We start from the raw sequence: 16,739 nt of genomic DNA, 5'->3' as shown, positions 1-16,739 counted from the left end.
GCCGGCTTCGGTATAGGGTCATCTAATCATGCGCCCCGAAATTCTCAATCCGCTCTTTGCCGAAATCGAGGCACTCAAGGGAGTAGGCAAAGGCCTTGCCAAGCCCCTGGGCCGCCTGAAGCTTGAGCAGATCGTCGATATTCTGTTTCATCTGCCGACCGGATGGATCGACCGGAAACATGTCGAGACGCTCGATATGGCCGACGCTGGCCGGATTGTGACGGCGATTGTGACACCCACCGATTACCAGTCTCGCGGCCCGCGCAGCCCGCTCCGGGTGCAGGCGGTGGATGGCGAGGGCAATGTGATCAGCCTTGTTTATTTTAACAATCCGGGCTGGGCGAAGAAACTGCTACCCCTGGATGAGCCGCGTGCGATTTCCGGTCGTATGGAATTGTACGGCCAAGAATTGCAGATCGTACATCCCGACATAGTCGTGAAACCTGATGAGATTGGTGAAATTCCAAAACGGGAGCCGGTCTACGCGCTCTCAGAAGGGCTGACAAACAAACGCATTGGTCAGCTCGCAGCCCAGGCGCTGGAGCGGGCGCCACAGCTACCGGAGTGGATTGAACCCGGGTTGAAGGAACGCGAAGGCTGGCCCGACTGGCGCGAGGCAATCGAAACCACGCACGGAAACCCGGCCGATGAAAAGGGGCGTCGTCGTCTTGCCTATGACGAGATTTTTGCAAACCAGCTGGCATTGGCACTGGTTCGGGAATCCACCCGCAATCGCCGAGGGGAGGCGCTGTCGCCGGATGGCCGGCTGCGCGATCAGCTGCGATTGCCCTATGAACCAACGGGTGCCCAGAAACGCAGCACGGCTGAAGTGGAGGCCGATGTCCAGCAAGAGCAGCCAATGTTGCGTTTGCTTCAGGGCGACGTCGGATCCGGAAAGACTTTGGTCGCGGTAAATGCGCTATTGATGGCGGTTGAGTATGGAGCGCAGGGCGCGTTGCTGGCGCCGACCGAAATACTCGCGCGCCAGCATTATGACACGATCTCGACAATGCTCTCCGGCTTGCCAGTCAATGTCGCCGTGCTGACCGGACGAGACAAAGGCAAAGTTCGGGAATCGACCCTGATGGGGCTTGCCGATGGATCGGTTGATATATTGATCGGTACCCATGCCATCTTCCAGGAAGCCGTCCAATACAAGAAACTCGCGCTTGCGGTGATCGATGAACAGCATCGTTTCGGTGTCGCACAGCGCATGATGCTGGCGCAGAAGGCGCAGCGACCACCACATCTCCTTGTCATGACCGCGACACCGATTCCCAGAACCCTGACCCTCACCCATTATGGCGAAATGGATGTGTCCCGTCTCGACGAGATGCCGCCGGGTAGGCAGCCCATCGAAACCCGTGTGCTGGCCAGCGCAAGGTTGGACGAGGTGGTCGACGGCCTTGGTCGCCACATTGCGAAGGGCGGTCAGGCTTATTGGGTGTGTCCCCTGGTCGAAGAAAGTGAACTCTCAGATCAAGCTGCGGCAGAGGAGCGCGCCCGCTTGCTCCAGGCGCGTTTTGGGGAAGATCGCGTTGGATTGGTCCATGGTCGGATGAAGGGGCCTGAAAAAGACGCTGTCATGGAGCGTTTCCAGCGAGCAGAACTTTCGGTTCTCGTAGCGACGACGGTGATCGAAGTGGGCGTTGATGTGCCCAATGCGACGTTGATGATCGTCGAGGGAGCAGATCGCTTTGGGCTGGCTCAGCTGCATCAGTTGCGCGGACGGGTTGGGCGTGGCGATGCCCAATCGATATGTTTGCTGCTGCGTGGAGATACGCTTAGCGAAACCGCTCGGGCGCGGTTGAAGCTGTTGCGGGAAACCAATGATGGCTTTCGGATCGCTGAGGAGGATCTCAGGCTGCGCGGGGCAGGGGAATTGCTCGGAACGCGCCAGTCTGGCGATGTCGGTTTTCGGGTCGCATCGCCCGAACTCGTGTCTGACCTCGCACCAACCGCGAATGACGATGCGAGACTATTGATCGAAAACGAAGGCGGCCTGGATAGTGCGCGCGGTGAGGCGGCGCGGATCGCGCTCTATCTGTTCAAACGGGATGCGGCCGTGCCGCTTATGCGCTCAGGCTAGTCGGTATCGTTGCCGGCTTTTTGCGGCGTAGTATCGAGTAGTTCACGATATCCGCGGGCATCGAACGGACGAATGAATTCGGCACCGATACGATCGCTGAGCGACCAGACGATACGGGCATTCACTTCACCGATAAGCGGGAGATCGAGACGCACCAATGTGCCTTCCCGGTAACCGCGAGGAGAAATCGCCATAAATCCAAACGGCGAAAGGTTGCCGACCAGGATTTCATGACTGACCGTGCTGGGCTCGTGCAATGCGGCACGAATTGAGACTGCATCACGCGCAGCACGGCGCTTCTCCACATCGAAGATATGCTGAGCAAGAGGTTGCGCGTTCATGTTCCGACACTCCAATTCATTGGAAACATAGAATCCTAATGGCAGAAACTGTTTAAGCGCTCGCCAAACAAACTGGATAATTACCTGTTTACCATGAGATTTTCTGTACGCTTCCAAGGATTTCGATAAATGGCCTTGCCAGCGGCTTAGCGAATGATCACAGCCCTGTGATGGTCGATAAGCGCGATCTTACGCAGGGTTCGGTGCGTCTCCAGCTTTTCAGACTGGCGAGCCCACTTTCTGTCGGCATTATCGCCATGTTTGCGGTCACGATTGTCGATACGTTTTTCTTGGGACAATTGGGTACGCAGCCGCTTGCAGCGGTCAGCTATGCATTCCCTGTAGCATTTGCGGTTATGAGCCTGGCCATCGGCCTGTCAGCGGGTACGGGATCTGTATTGTCGCGCGCGATCGGCAAGGGTGATCGCAGCCGGATCGTTAGCCTGACAACCCATAGTCTGATCCTCGCACTGCTGTTGGGCATTTTGGTGGCCTTTGTCGGGACCGCGCTTATCCGGCCGCTATTCGGATTGTTGGGTGCAGAGGGTGCGGTATTGGACGATATCGAAACCTATATGAGGATCTGGTTCTACGGCTTGCCGTTGCTGGTCCTTGCCCAAGTGGCAGGCAGCATTCTTCGCGCTAATGGCGATGCCCTTGTCCCTAGCAGCCTCATGATCGCTGGTGCGGCGGTTAATGTCGCGCTCGATCCGATACTGATATTTGGTGGCTTTGGTATTGAAGGCATGGGGATTGAAGGCGCCGCCTGGGCCGCTTTTGCTTCACGCGTTGTTATGCCGGTTGCTATCATTCCCGTGCTCTTGTTTCGGGATAAGCTGATTAACTTGCGTCGGACAAGCTGGGGCGAGGTGTTTGAAAGCTGGAGGGAGATCGCACGGATCGGTGTGACGGCAGCATTGGGGAACGCTGTGAGCCCGATTGCAATCGCCGTGGTGACCGGATTTCTTGCAGTATATGGCGATCAGGTCGTTGCTGGTTTTGGCGTTGTCGGCCGCCTTGAGGGTTTTGCCGTTATTCCGATGCTGGCGCTTTCAGGTTCAATCGGTCCCGTTGCCGGCCAGAACTGGGGCGCCGGGAATTTTGATCGTGTCCGCGAGGCGATCCGCTTCGCATTTGCTGTGTGCGTCGTGTGGAGCGGCATCGTGGCCGTGACCTTTTGGATCTGGGGCCAATGGCTAGCCAATCAGTTTAGCGATGCTCCGGTTGTCGGCGCAGAAGCCACGGAATATCTCTGGATCGTTCCGATCACTTTTGCTGGCTATGGGATCACAATCGTCGCCGCAGCTGCTTTCAACGCGCTCGGACGACCGGCGCTAGGGCTGGTCATTTATCTGCTGCGTGCATTGGTTTTCTATATTCCGCTGGCATTCACTGCGACCACTCTTTTCGACACAACAGGCGTATATGTTGGCATTGCCATTGCTAATGTGCTGGCCGGTTGCGTTATCTTGTGGCTGACATTCCGCTGGGTCGCCAGAATGATCGAGAAGGAACGCGTTGCCGCCTAAGCGCGGACTAGCACCCCGTGCTTTTTCTTGCCGGCGGATATTCGGACGGGCTCGTCGCTTACTGATACGACCATACCGAGATCGGAAACCTGTTCGCCATCTATCCGCGCACCGCCGCCTTTGACGAGCCGCTTTGCTTCGCCTTTCGAAGCGACAAGACCAAGCTCGACCATTGCATCCAGCAGCCCAATTTCACCGCTAACCGACACGGTGGGCAGATCTTCGCCGACCGCGCCCTGTTCGAACGTTTGTGCAGCAGTTGTAGCTGCAGCTTGCGCCGCGTCTGCACCGCGCACCATTGCCGTTACCTCATTGGCCAGGCGGATCTTGGCGTCATTGATTTCAGCGCCTTCCAGCGCTTCCATCCGCGTGATCTCATCCAACGGCACATCGGTAAACAGGCGCAAGAAACGGCCGACGTCTCGATCATCGGTATTGCGCCAATATTGCCAGAAATCATAGGCTGGCAGCTGATCTTCGTTCAGCCAAATGGCGCCATCAACGGATTTGCCCATCTTCGCGCCGTCCGCACGGGTAATCAGCGGGGCCGTTGCACCGTAAAGCTCGCTACCGTCAATCCGACGGCCTAGCTCGATACCATTGACGATATTGCCCCATTGATCGCTGCCACCCAATTGCAGTCGGCAGCCATACTCGCGCGACAGCACAAGGAAATCGTACGCCTGGAGGATCATATAGTTGAATTCGAGGAAGGTAAGTGGCTGCTCGCGGTCCAGGCGCAGTTTGACACTGTCGAAGGTCAGCATGCGGTTGATCGTGAAATGCTTGCCGACGTTGCGGAGCATTTCGATATAGCTGAGTTCACTCAGCCAATCGTCATTGTTGATAAGAAGTGCGCCAGTTTCGCTATCGTCGAAACGGAGGATTTTCTCGAAGCTATCCTGAATGGATGCGATATTCGCATCGAGCAATTCATCGGTCAGCAGCTTGCGAACATCGTCCTTGCCAGAAGGATCTCCGACTTTTGCCGTACCCCCGCCCATGATGACGATCGGTCGATGACCAGCCTGTTGCACGCGCCGAAGCAGCATGATCGATGCAAGGTTGCCGATATGCAGGGACGGTGCCGTCGGATCGAAGCCTACATAGCCGGTTACAGTCTCCTTCAGCGCAAGCGCTTCAAGCCCTTCAGCATCGGTGAGCTGATGGATATGTCCACGCTCTTCAAGGAGGCGCAACAGATCGGATTGATAGTCGGTCATGTCCGGTCCGTTACAGGCTGGACACGGGCTGTGCAATTGCGGCTATCCGAGCGGCGTGAAAATTGCCAATAGGCCGTATGACCTTTGCGCTCACTTACCACCCGGAAACTCCAACCCAGATCGTCGAGCAGATTGCCGTCCATCATGAATGGCGATCGGCCAGTCAGCTGTGGCTGCGTTACCATGTCGATATCCCTCTTTCTGAGTTGTTTCTACCAGATCCGGCCGAACCTGAGCGGATGGACGATCTTTGGCATACAACCTGTTTCGAGCTGTTTCTTCGGGAGCCAGGCGCTTCTCCCTATTGCGAGTTCAATCTATCGCCCTCGAGTCGATGGGCGGCTTACGGCTTCACCGATTTTCGGGAGGGCATGCACGACATGGCCGTACCGCAAGCGCCGGAGATTGCTCTGGATTTCGGAGACTCCTACTTTGCACTTGAGGCACTGCTCACGCTCCCAGATGATCGCGTGCTTCCGAAATTGGCGGCCGCGGTATCGGCCATCATCGTGACGAACAATGGGCACAAGTCGTTTTGGGGGTATCGGCATCCCGACGGCAAACCGGAGTTTCATCATGCGGATTGCTTTGCGGCGCGTTTGACGCCACCTGTTGCAGCATGAAGTTTGGCATTGATCGCCTGCTCGAAGATCAAGAGCTACGCGCGCCGCTTGTCGGCCAGCGAGTGGCGTTGCTCGCGCATCCAGCCTCAGTCACCGCTGACCTGACCCATTCCCTCGATGCACTAATGGATGCTGGCGTGAACATTACGGCTGCTTTTGGTCCACAGCATGGCATCAAGGGCGATAAGCAGGACAATATGGTCGAGACGGCTGATGAGACCGATCCAGTTCACGGTATCCCGATATTCAGCCTCTATGGCGAAGTACGCCGCCCAACCGGTCAATCTATGGGCACGTTCGATACGGTGCTGATTGATCTGCAGGATCTTGGCTGCCGTATCTACACCTTCATCACCACGCTTCGCTACATGCTCGAAGCAGCCGAAGAGCATGGCAAGACTGTCTGGGTGCTCGATCGCCCCAATCCTGCCGGGAGACCTGTCGAGGGCATGATGCTGCGTGATGGATGGGAGAGTTTTGTCGGTGCTGGACCGATGCCAATGCGGCACGGGCTAACGCTTGGCGAAATGGGACATTGGTTTATTGAGCATCTCAATCTCGACGTCGACTATCGCGTGATCGAGATGGAGGATTGGCAACCCGGCGCGGCACCTGGCTTTGGATGGCCGTTGGACAAACGCATCTGGGTCAATCCGAGCCCCAACGCGGCAAACCTCAACATGGCACGCGCCTATGCCGGTACGGTGATGCTGGAGGGGGCAACACTAAGTGAAGGCAGGGGTACGACCCGTCCGCTTGAGATTTTTGGGGCACCTGACATTGATGCACGCGCGACGCTCGCTGAAATGGAACGCCTTGCGCTGGATTGGTTAGCCGGATGCACGTTGCGCGAAATCTGGTTCCAGCCGACATTCCACAAACATGTCGGAGAACTGTGTCACGGTGTCCATATCCACGCCGAGGGTATGGGTTATGATCACGCTCGCTTCAAACCGTGGCGGTTACAGGCGTTGGCTTTCAAGGCGATCCGGCGCCTCTATCCGGATTATGAGCTGTGGCGAGGCAAGGATTTTGCCTATGAGTATACCCAGGACGTGCTTGCCATCGATGTGCTCAACGGCAGTCCATTGCTGAGAGAATGGGTCGATGATGCGGCGGCAGAACCCGGCGATCTTGATGGTATTGCCAAATTTGACGAAGCCGCCTGGACGGACCAACGATCCGCGTCGTTACTCTATTGACGATCGGTTCGACCAGAGACCCAGTTCAGCACTAGCCAAAAAAGAGCGGTCAGCGCGCCATAGCTCGCGCCAATAAGGGCAAGTTTCAGTGCCTTGGGTTGTGACACGCCGGCGAGCGCCAGGACCGAGCCGAGCATCACTCCACCGGTTATTGCGGCGAGCCCCGTTATCGCTATCCATCGTCCGGCGCTATGACCGATCCGTCGACCGAGTTGGTGATCGACCGGCCAAATTATCAGGAACGCACCGATCAATGTGAAAGGCAGCGCATCAAGCGCACCTTGATCGGGTTCTGGCGGAAACAGCAGATTGCCCGTGAATAATCCGCCAATAGCGGCGCCGAGCGACACCGCTATTTTGCGAATACGCGATCCACTCATTAGCCCTGCTTGCGCGTGAGCTCCCGCATGGCGTCATCCAGGCCGCCGAGCGTTAAAGGGTACATTCGGTCATTCATCAGTTCGCGAATGACCTTTGTGCTCTGCGAATAGCCCCATTGTGATTCCGGTACGGGATTGAGCCAAGCGGATGCTGGATAGGTATTTGTCAGGCGGTGCATCCAGACGGCGCCGGATTCTTCGTTGAAATGCTCGACCGAACCACCCGGATGAGTGATCTCATAGGGGCTCATCGATGCATCGCCGACAAAGACCAGCTTATAATCATGGCCGAATTTGTGCAGCACGTCCCAGGTCGGTGTCCGTTCGCTGAAACGACGCCGATTATCTTTCCACAGTCCTTCATAGGGGCAGTTGTGGAAGTAGAAGAATTCGAGATTTTTGAACTCGCTCGTCGCGGCTGAAAACAGCTCCTCACACAGTTTCACATGCGGATCCATCGAGCCACCGATATCGAGGCAGAGCAGCACCTTGATCGCGTTGCGGCGTTCGGCGCGCATATGGATATCGAGCCACCCTTTGCGAGCGGTGCCGTCGATGGTCGAATTGATATCGAGTTCGTCCTGGGCACCTTCGCGGGCAAATTTCCGCAGGCGTCGGAGCGCCACCTTGATGTTCCGGGTTCCGAGTTCCTTGGTAGAATCGAGATTCTGGAATTCGCGCTTTTCCCAAACCTTTACGGCCTTGCCATGTTTGGCCTTACCGCCGATCCGCACGCCTTCGGGATTATAGCCACTGTTCCCGTATGGCGACGTGCCACCGGTGCCGACCCATTTATTGCCGCCTTCATGGCGTTTCTGCTGCTCTTCAAGCCGCTCTTTGAGCGTCTCCATAATCTCTTCCCATGAACCGAGCTTCTCGATCTCGGCCATTTCCTCTTCGGAAAGATATTGTTCGGCAACGGCGCGCAGCCATTCCTCAGGCACTTCTGCACCTTCTTCGCCATAAGTGGTCTCAATTCCCTTGAAGACCTTGGCGAAGACCTGATCGAAGCGATCCAGCAATCCTTCGTCTTTGACGAAAGTCGCGCGTGCCAAATAGTAAAATTCGGTCGGCGACCGCTCGATCACGTCCTTGTCGAGCGCATCTAGCAATGTGAGATGCTCTTTCAGGCTGGCCTGGATCCCGGCGGTGCGGAGTTCATCGACAAAGGAAAAGAACATGCATTATCTCTTTTTCGCGCGGCAGGCTTTTAGACCGTTAGTTGACACTTGTTAACACAGGCAGCTGGCTATCGAGCCGGTGAGTTTCCGTTAACGGAAACTATGGCAGAATGAAACGGCGTAGGAAAGCGATAGCGAAAAAGAAAAGGCGATCTAGAGGCGGACACGCTATTCCGTTGCGTCACCGGTAAGCGAGCTATCGACAGTGATCGCCGTCGCACCATCGGGGGAAGAGAATGCAACCGTGGCATAGGGGTGGGCGGCACCTTCCAACACGGAAGATACGGCGGCCACGGCCTGTTGCGGTGTTGGCATTCCTTCAAAGAAACCAACAACCATGGCTTCCTCTGGCCCATGATAATCCACCTGATAGATGTTGGATTCTGCGCCTGTCAGGGACTGCGAGACTTGCGCTACCTTCCCGCTGTCGCCCAATGCAACCACATAGCCGCTATCGCCGTCGCCTGCGCGATACGCCGCGAATGTAGGCGTAAATCGCTGATCGCGGCAGGAGGGGATGCGAATCTCCGTGGCACTCGTAGCGAGCATGAGGGCCCCGGCCAGTGACAGTTCCATGGTGGCCTCGGCGGTCCTTGCGTCAGTATATGAGAGCAGCTCGTCGCACTCGCGCATATTGGCCGGCGGGGCCGCTTCTATGGCCTGATCCGGCAATTGGAGTCCGGTTATCAGTGATCGAATCGCCACGCGATTTTCGTCTGGTGTCATGTTGAGTGAAGACAGGCGCACCTTGATCAGCCAGCCATTACGTTCTGTTAGTCCGAGCCCCGTGCTCCGATAGTCACCTTCCACGGGAAAGGTGACAAGTCCCGAGTCCGGGGTTTGCTCGCCGAACAAGGAGACCAAATTTGGTGTTCGAGTGCCTCCGCTCTGCGCGCCGAGAACTGGGTTTGTCGAAATCGCAGAATAGGATTGGTCAAACCATAAACCCAAATCGCGATAACCAGTGCGATAGAGATAGAGCGTCGCAAATGACTGATCATCTGCCGTCCGAAACTGAATGAACACGTCGTGCAGGCTCTCGGAGAGATCCCGAATTTCGCCGCGTGCCATGCCTGCCAAAACAGATGGAACGGTGATTCCAGACGGTTCGTGCGCCCAATCCTGGCTGGCGTCGCTCGTGACAACGGTGCCCCGCGCGTGCACAGGCTGGGCGGAGGCAATCGCGCCGCAAACGATCGCCAGAATTGCTGCCGCTTTGATTTGAATGCTCATATCCCTCTCCATGATCCCGCACTGTGTGCAATCTATGCATCGAAGAGGGTAGGCCGAACCTACGCAGTCGCCCAATATCTCATTGCGGGTGACAGGTAGTTGAGTCGTTAGTTGACACTAGTCGACACTAGCCGCTGGCATTCGAGCCAGTGAGGTTCCTTTAGCGGTAATTATGACAGAATGAGGCGGTGTAGGAAAGGATTCCTAGCGCCGTCCTCCAGTGGATCGCGCTATCGTGGCGCCCGTGGCCGATGGACGAGCGAGACAAGAACGAAAGAGATAATCATCAGCAAATACCAGCTGCCGAGTTTCGCCAGCGATACCATTTCCCATCCGGTTTCTTGGCTCGGATAGGTCCAGGCGCGCGCATAGGTACTGATGTTTTCGGCAAACCAGATGAACAGTGCGACGAGAAGGAAGCCGAGTAACAAAGGCATCCGGCGGGCCTTTTTCCAAGGATGGTAATGAACCCAGCACCGCCAGAAAAGCACGGCGGTCAGAAGGAACAATACGTAGCGGATATCCGGTAGCCAGTGATGTGCGAAGAAATTGACATAGATGGCGATGGCCAGAGCAACAGTAGTCCAGCGCGATGGAAAATGGCTGAAGCGCATATCGAAAATCCGCCAGATACGGGCGATATAGCTACCGACTGCTGCGTACATGAATCCGGAAAAAAGCGGTACATCGCCGATCCGCAAGACGCTGTGTTCGGGATAGATCCATGAACCATTGGCGGTTTTGAAGAGCTCCATGACTGTACCGACGGCATGGAAGACCAAAATGACCTTCGCTTCGTCAAGCGTTTCAAACCGTAGCGCCAGCATTGCGACCTGAATGCCGATCGCCGCCAGTGTCAGGAAATCGTAACGCGCAAGAGAGGCGTTTTCGGGATAGAAAAGGAATGTCCCGAGCAGCAGCGCCAGCATGAGCCCGCCGAACAGGCAGGCCCAAGCCTGCTTGAATCCAAACAACAGGAATTCGAACAACCAGCGTTGCCACCGTTGCTCGAACTCAATTGCTTCGAGCGCGTCGCGAACATTGCTGAAGCGTGTGGTCTTGCTGGCGGGTGTCATTGATTCACGCTCTACGCGAAAATCAGCGCAACTGCAGCATTACGATCCTTGCCGTTCAAAACTTGGCAAATCCGGGTCTATGTCCGCACCACTAGCCCGATTGGCGTAGGTTCCTAATTCCCCTCGCGACGGCTCATGAACGCGAGCCGCTCGAACAGCATCACATCCTGCTCATTCTTGAGCAATGCGCCGTGAAGCGGTGGGATAAGCTTTTTCGGATCGCGCGATGTCAGAACATCCAACGGCATATCTTCGTGCAGGAGAAGCTTGAGCCAATCCAGCAGCTCGCTGGTGCTGGGTTTCTTCTTCAGGCCCGGTACGTCGCGGACTTCGTAGAAAATATCCATCGCCTTTGAGACAAGCATCTTCTGGATGTCCGGGAAATGCACGTCGATGATTTCCTGCATCGTATCGCGTTCCGGAAACTTGATATAGTGGAAGAAGCAGCGGCGCAGAAATGCGTCCGGCAATTCTTTTTCATTGTTCGACGTAATGACGACGATCGGCCGTTCCTTGGCCTTGATCTCTTCCTTCGTTTCATAAACGTAGAATTCCATCCGATCGAGTTCCTGGAGAAGATCGTTCGGGAATTCGATATCGGCCTTGTCGATCTCGTCGATCAGCAGGACGGGCAGTTCGTCGCTCGTAAATGCTTCCCAGAGCTTGCCGCGCTTGATGTAATTCTTGATATCATGGACGCGTTCGTCGCCAAGCTGGCCATCGCGCAAACGGGCAACGGCGTCATATTCATACAGGCCTTGCTGCGCCTTGGTCGTCGATTTGATGTTCCACTCAATCAGCGGTGCATCGATCGCCTTGGCCACTTCATGGGCGAGGACGGTTTTGCCCGTGCCTGGTTCACCCTTCACCAGCAGTGGGCGCCGCAATGTCACTGCGGCATTGACTGCAACCTTCAAATCATCGGTTGCGACATAATCCTTGGTACCGTCAAAACGCACGGGCGATCCTTCCCATCAGCTTGGAGTATGGCCGGAAACTGGCCTTTCCGTTAACGTCAAGCGAATAGCGATAGGCGGACGGGTTGCGAGTTGCAACCGTCAAGGATGTTTCAAAATGGAGTTAGATCGATTGCTTGGCGCGATTTACCAGATGTCGCGAGCGGCTTCGCGGGCCTCAAGCAGATTCCATAATCCGCGATGTTGGGCGAGTATTTGTTCCGCGCCAAAGTTTACAGCCCGCTGAATGGCAGGGGCTTCACCACCAAGACTATCGGCGAGTTGAACCGTTTCAGTTGAATCCGGCAGGGCGCAAAGAGGAGCTTCCACGTCGAGCTTTTCCGCTGCCGAAAGCAGAACCGGCCGAATGGCTTGCCAATCGAGGACCAAAGCAATTGCAGCGCCCAGGGCGCAACCGACGCGTTCGGACGATGCCAGCGTTTCGATCGCGTGGCGCTGGCTCAGCACAGCGGCTTCGCTCTTGTCATGACCGGCGGTGCTCGGAAGCGGACCGGCGGCGACCGTAAGGTGAGACAGGAACAGCCGTTCGCGGGCAAATCCGAGTTCGGCCTGTTCGATCCAGCTGCGCGCAACCGGGATTGCCGTCTTCGATGAGGCGAGCTCAATCACGCCCGGATGATGGCCATGCAGCATGCTGAGATAATGGGCGGCATCTGCCAAATTACGAGCGGCTTCGCTGTCACCGTTGAATGCAGGGCCAGAGATATAACTCTGACTGGCCGACCCGTCATGCGCGATCATCGCCGACAGAATCGTTCCAAGCCCTTGATTTACTGCGGCAGTTGCGACGCCGTGCACCATATTTGTTCCCCACTACAACATTGACGCACAGGCATATCCGCACGCGCAAGCCACCCTGATAGGGGAAGCGCGTAAATACGGGGTTTACGGCGCATTAGCTTTGGATTGACGGAGGTTAAGGGGCGTCAACACGCTGCCCAGGTTTGGACGAAGCCGAACCGGGATCAGACATGCTGATGAATAGGCTGATCGCGCTACTGGTCGAGGAAGCTCCGCATTTTGCGGCTGCGGCTCGGATGTTTGAGCTTGCGCAGCGCTTTTGCTTCGATCTGCCGGATACGTTCGCGCGTCACGCTGAACTGCTGGCCGACTTCCTCAAGCGTGTGATCGGTGTTCATGCCGATGCCAAAGCGCATGCGCAGCACGCGTTCTTCGCGCGGCGTAAGCGAGGCCAGAACCCGGGTCACGGTTTCCTTGAGGTTCGACTGGATCGCAGCGTCGACCGGGATGATCGCATTCTTGTCCTCGATGAAATCGCCGAGATGCGAATCTTCCTCATCGCCAATCGGCGTTTCGAGGCTGATCGGCTCCTTGGCGATCTTCATCACCTTGCGCACTTTTTCGAGCGGCATGGAAAGCCGTTCCGCCATTTCTTCGGGCGTAGCTTCGCGGCCCTGCTCGTGGAGGAATTGGCGCGAGGTGCGGACCAGCTTGTTGATCGTCTCGATCATGTGAACCGGGATACGGATCGTACGTGCCTGGTCGGCAATTGATCGGGTGATCGCCTGTCGGATCCACCAGGTGGCATAGGTGCTGAACTTGTAGCCGCGTCGATACTCGAATTTGTCGACGGCTTTCATGAGGCCGATATTTCCTTCCTGGATCAGATCCAGGAATTGCAGGCCGCGATTGGTGTATTTCTTCGCGATCGAAATCACGAGGCGCAGATTGGCCTCGACCATTTCTTTCTTTGCGATCCGCGCTTCCCGCTCTGCCTTCTGGACCATGTTCACGATCCGGCGGAATTCCTTGAGCGATGTGCCGGTGGCCTGGCTGATCTCCGAAATTTCAGTGCGAATACGATCGACCGCTTCGCCTTCCTTGTCGGCGAACTTTTTCCATTTCGCGTCGATCTTCGACACCTTCTTCAGCCAGCCATCTTCCAGCTCGCGACCCATATATTCATCGAGGAAGGATCTACGGGCGACTTTGTGCCGCTCGGCAAGGCGCAGCATCTGGCCGCCAAGCGCGGTCAGGCGCCGGTTGTAGCTATAAAGCTGATCGACCAGATATTCGATCTTGGTCGCGTGAAACTGTACACTTTCAACTTCGGCGGTCAGCTCTTCGCGAAGATTATGGTAGCGGGTTTCCTGCGCCTTGGGGAAGTCCTTGCTGCTTCCCAGCGCATCTAGCCGGCGTTCCTGGATCTTGGAGAAGGTGCGATAGAGCTTGGTGATCTTGGCGAACCGCTCAAGCGCATCAGGCTTCAGAGCCTCTTCCATCTGGGCGAGAGAAAGCTGGTTATCGTCTTCTTCCTCTTCCTCACGACGGCGTTTGGCGACGGGATCCTCTTCCTCTTCGCCATCTTCGCTATCGCCGTCAGAATCTTCCTCGTCATCATCATCATAATCGTCGTCATCGTCTTTGATCGAGACGCCGGCGGTTTTTTCCGAGATTTCACCGCTATCATCGTCATTTTCGACTTCTTCGAGCGATGGACCTTTGGTCAGCATGGCTTCGAGGTCGAGGATTTCGCGCAACTGCATTTCTTCGTCGTTGAGTGCGTTCGACCATTCGATGATCGCGTTAAAGGTGATCGGGCTTTCGCACAGGCCCATGATCATCATGTCACGCCCGGCTTCGATACGCTTGGCAATCGCGATCTCGCCTTCGCGGCTGAGCAACTCGACCGCGCCCATTTCGCGCAGATACATACGCACGGGATCGTCGGTGCGGTCACCCGTCGTTTTCTTGGCCGGCGCCTCGACAACTTTCTTGTCGGGGCCGTCTACAGCTTTTGGTGCATCCTTGGCTTCGGCGGCCTCTTCTTCGCCCGCATCTTCGTTTTCGACGATGTTGACGCCCATTTCGGACAGGGCCGACATCACATCTTCGATTTGCTCGGATGACATCTGATCCTGTGGCAGAGCCTCATTCAGCTCGTCATAGGTCAGATAGCCACGCTTCTTGGCCTTGGTGATCAGCTTCTTGATAGAAGCCTGATTGAGATCGATGACCGGAGCATCGCCTTCGGCCTGCTCCGCAGTTTTTGCTTTTGCCATGTAAAACCTTGTGTCCTTGGCCGCCTATGCTGCGGCTTCCCCTAACAACTCCAATTCATCGTGCAAGCGCTGCTTTTCTTCCATCAGCTGTTTGCGACGTTCCGACTCCCTGTTCCAGACGCTTTCAAAATCTTCTGAATCCGCCGCCTTTTCGAGATTGGCACGGACAGATTCCAGATTTTCGTCAAGCTCCTGGCTGCGGGCAATAGTATCGATGGCGGCTTCCAGATCGCGCACTGCAATTTCGGGATCCGTCTTCCGCTTGAAGAACGAGAATCCAAGATCGCGCCAAGAATGCCTCTTTTCCGCCGATTCTAACTCCGCATCTGCCAATATGGTTTCGATCATGTCTGCATCAAGGTCCGGCCGCTCAAATGCCGCGCCGACAAGTAAATCGCGCCAGCGGCCCAGCAAGGCCTCGCCAATCTGCAACGACTGTATTTGATCCGCTCTGGATTTCACGACTGCTGGATAGCGCGACAGTCCCAGTAAAATCGCCCGTACATAAATATCAAGCCCTGTGAGCTGATTGCGACCTGCGGTCGCGGCGAGAGCATCGCGGACAAAATCGACTTCTTTCTTTTTCCAGCCAAAAGCGTCCCAAAACCGTTCGCGAAAATCCCGGCCAAACTCTTCGCGCATGGCTGGGTCGCCAATAGCGCCTGCAACATCAGCAAGCCGACGTTTCAGTTTTGCACGGTCAGTCGGGTTCTTCGGATCAATCTGCGCGGCTTCGTACCGCCAGAGAAATGCATCGAGGCTGAGCGGCGCATCAAATTGCGCACGCAGGCGATCAGTACCGCCGCTACGGATCACATCATCGGGATCTTGACCGGGAGGCATCTGAACAAATGCCAGGCTGCGTTCAGGCTGGATAGCGGGAAGGGCGCGCTCGACGGCGCGCATCGCGGCCTTTTGCCCGGCGGCATCGCCGTCGAAGCAGAATATCGGTGTCTCATCGACGCGCCAAAGCATGACGAGCTGGTGCTCGGTCACCGCGGTACCGAGCGGCGCGACGGCTTCCTTGAACCCGGCCTGGTCGAGCGCGATCACGTCCATCTGGCCCTCGACGACAATAATCCGCTTCGTATCGCGCGCCGCCGGAGACGCGCGATCGAAATTATAGATGGTCCGACCCTTGTCGAAGAGCGGGGTATCGGGCGAGTTCAGATATTTGGGTTTGCCATCACCAATGATGCGCCCGCTAAAGGCAATGACACGACCGCGCTGATCGCGGATCGGGAACATCAGCCGGCTGCGAAACCGGTCATAGGGTGAGCGATCGGCTTCTTCGGGGATGGCGATCAGGCCGGCTTCGACGAGCATCTCGCGCGGAAACTCCTTGAGCGCTTCCTCAAGCTTGCCGCGCGCATTGGGCGCAAATCCGAGACCGAACGCCTGTTGTGTTTCCTGGGTGATGCCGCGCTCTTCGAGATAGGCACGCGTTTCTGCGCCCGCCGGACTGGCAAGCTGATCGATATACCAACGCGCCGCCGCTTCCATCACATCGCGCAGTGACGCCGATTTTTCCTGCCGCTCGCGCATCCGCGGATCGGGTGCTGGAACCTGCATCCCAGCGCCATCAGCCAATTCCTTTACGGCATCGATAAAGGGCAGACCGCGGGTCTCTGTAAGGAAGCTGATCGCATCGCCATGCGCGCCACAGCCAAAGCAATGATAAAAGCCTTTTTCATCATTGACGGTGAAGGATGGCGTCTTTTCCTTGTGGAACGGACAGCATGCCTTCCACTCACGACCGGCCTTTTGGAGTTTGGTATGTTTCCCGATGACGCTGGATAGCGTCGTGCGCATGCGAAGTTCATCGAGAAAAGCAGGCGAGAGGGACATGACCCTATTATAAC

The 16,739-nt window shown here is 56.4% G+C and carries 14 protein-coding genes; 4 read left to right on the top strand and 10 right to left on the bottom strand.

Annotation, left to right across the window (positions count from 1 at the left end):
• Nucleotides 1–28: 28 nt before the first annotated feature.
• On the top strand, nucleotides 29–2,089 hold the full coding sequence (gene recG / locus HFP51_RS04815) for an ATP-dependent DNA helicase RecG (protein WP_176874619.1): 2,061 nt from the start codon (nucleotides 29–31) through the stop codon (nucleotides 2,087–2,089).
• Here the strand turns inward: recG and HFP51_RS04810 are convergent.
• Nucleotides 2,086–2,430, bottom strand: coding sequence for a PilZ domain-containing protein (locus HFP51_RS04810; protein ID WP_176874618.1), 345 nt, complete (start codon nucleotides 2,428–2,430; stop codon nucleotides 2,086–2,088). The two genes, recG and HFP51_RS04810, sit on opposite strands and share 4 nt — an antisense overlap.
• A 170-nt stretch (nucleotides 2,431–2,600) precedes the next feature.
• Between HFP51_RS04810 and HFP51_RS04805 the strand changes: the two genes are divergently transcribed.
• On the top strand, nucleotides 2,601–3,959 hold the full coding sequence (locus HFP51_RS04805) for an MATE family efflux transporter (protein ID WP_176874617.1): 1,359 nt from the start codon (nucleotides 2,601–2,603) through the stop codon (nucleotides 3,957–3,959).
• Here HFP51_RS04805 and tyrS read toward each other — a convergent pair.
• Nucleotides 3,956–5,182: a tyrosine--tRNA ligase gene (gene tyrS, locus HFP51_RS04800; RefSeq protein ID WP_176874616.1), complete on the bottom strand. Its 1,227-nt coding sequence runs from the start codon at nucleotides 5,180–5,182 to the stop codon at nucleotides 3,956–3,958. The genes HFP51_RS04805 and tyrS overlap by 4 nt on opposite strands.
• Before the next feature lie 77 nt (nucleotides 5,183–5,259).
• Between tyrS and HFP51_RS04795 the strand changes: the two genes are divergently transcribed.
• Nucleotides 5,260–5,805 carry a hypothetical protein gene (locus HFP51_RS04795; protein ID WP_176874615.1) on the top strand — a complete coding sequence of 182 codons (546 nt, stop codon included), beginning with the start codon at nucleotides 5,260–5,262 and terminating at the stop codon, nucleotides 5,803–5,805.
• Complete coding sequence (locus HFP51_RS04790; protein ID WP_176874614.1) at nucleotides 5,802–7,007, top strand: exo-beta-N-acetylmuramidase NamZ domain-containing protein; 1,206 nt, start codon at nucleotides 5,802–5,804, stop codon at nucleotides 7,005–7,007. The genes HFP51_RS04795 and HFP51_RS04790 overlap by 4 nt, the downstream gene beginning before the upstream one ends.
• Here the strand turns inward: HFP51_RS04790 and HFP51_RS04785 are convergent.
• The 8 genes from HFP51_RS04785 to dnaG form a co-directional block, all read right to left on the bottom strand.
• Nucleotides 7,001–7,387 (bottom strand): hypothetical protein, encoded by a 387-nt coding sequence (locus HFP51_RS04785; protein WP_176874613.1) that lies wholly within the window; start codon nucleotides 7,385–7,387, stop codon nucleotides 7,001–7,003. The two genes, HFP51_RS04790 and HFP51_RS04785, sit on opposite strands and share 7 nt — an antisense overlap.
• Entirely contained in the window at nucleotides 7,387–8,568 is a 1,182-nt protein-coding gene (locus HFP51_RS04780; RefSeq protein ID WP_176874612.1) for a VWA domain-containing protein, read from the bottom strand. The genes HFP51_RS04785 and HFP51_RS04780 overlap by 1 nt, the downstream gene beginning before the upstream one ends.
• A 168-nt stretch (nucleotides 8,569–8,736) precedes the next feature.
• On the bottom strand, nucleotides 8,737–9,801 hold the full coding sequence (locus tag HFP51_RS04775; RefSeq protein ID WP_176874611.1) for a hypothetical protein: 1,065 nt from the start codon (nucleotides 9,799–9,801) through the stop codon (nucleotides 8,737–8,739).
• Nucleotides 9,802–10,031: 230 nt separating this feature from the next.
• Nucleotides 10,032–10,877 (bottom strand): DUF817 domain-containing protein, encoded by an 846-nt coding sequence (locus HFP51_RS04770; protein ID WP_176874610.1) that lies wholly within the window; start codon nucleotides 10,875–10,877, stop codon nucleotides 10,032–10,034.
• A gap of 113 nt (nucleotides 10,878–10,990) precedes the next feature.
• The gene (locus HFP51_RS04765) at nucleotides 10,991–11,836 is read right to left on the bottom strand and encodes a MoxR family ATPase (RefSeq protein WP_176874609.1); all 846 of its coding nucleotides are present in this window, start codon (nucleotides 11,834–11,836) and stop codon (nucleotides 10,991–10,993) included.
• A gap of 144 nt (nucleotides 11,837–11,980) precedes the next feature.
• Nucleotides 11,981–12,655, bottom strand: a complete 675-nt coding sequence (locus HFP51_RS04760; protein WP_255454868.1) for a hypothetical protein — start codon at nucleotides 12,653–12,655, stop codon at nucleotides 11,981–11,983.
• Nucleotides 12,656–12,849: 194 nt separating this feature from the next.
• Nucleotides 12,850–14,877, bottom strand: a complete 2,028-nt coding sequence (gene rpoD, locus HFP51_RS04755; protein ID WP_176874608.1) for an RNA polymerase sigma factor RpoD — start codon at nucleotides 14,875–14,877, stop codon at nucleotides 12,850–12,852.
• A 24-nt stretch (nucleotides 14,878–14,901) separates the two neighbouring features.
• A complete protein-coding gene (dnaG, locus tag HFP51_RS04750) occupies nucleotides 14,902–16,725 on the bottom strand; it encodes a DNA primase (RefSeq protein WP_176874607.1) in 1,824 nt (607 codons plus the stop codon).
• Nucleotides 16,726–16,739 lie beyond the last annotated feature (14 nt).

The sequence above is a fragment of the Parasphingopyxis sp. CP4 genome, from assembly GCF_013378055.1.
In the GTDB taxonomy this organism is placed as follows: domain Bacteria; phylum Pseudomonadota; class Alphaproteobacteria; order Sphingomonadales; family Sphingomonadaceae; genus Parasphingopyxis.
This window is presented reverse-complemented; position numbering and strand designations above follow the sequence as displayed.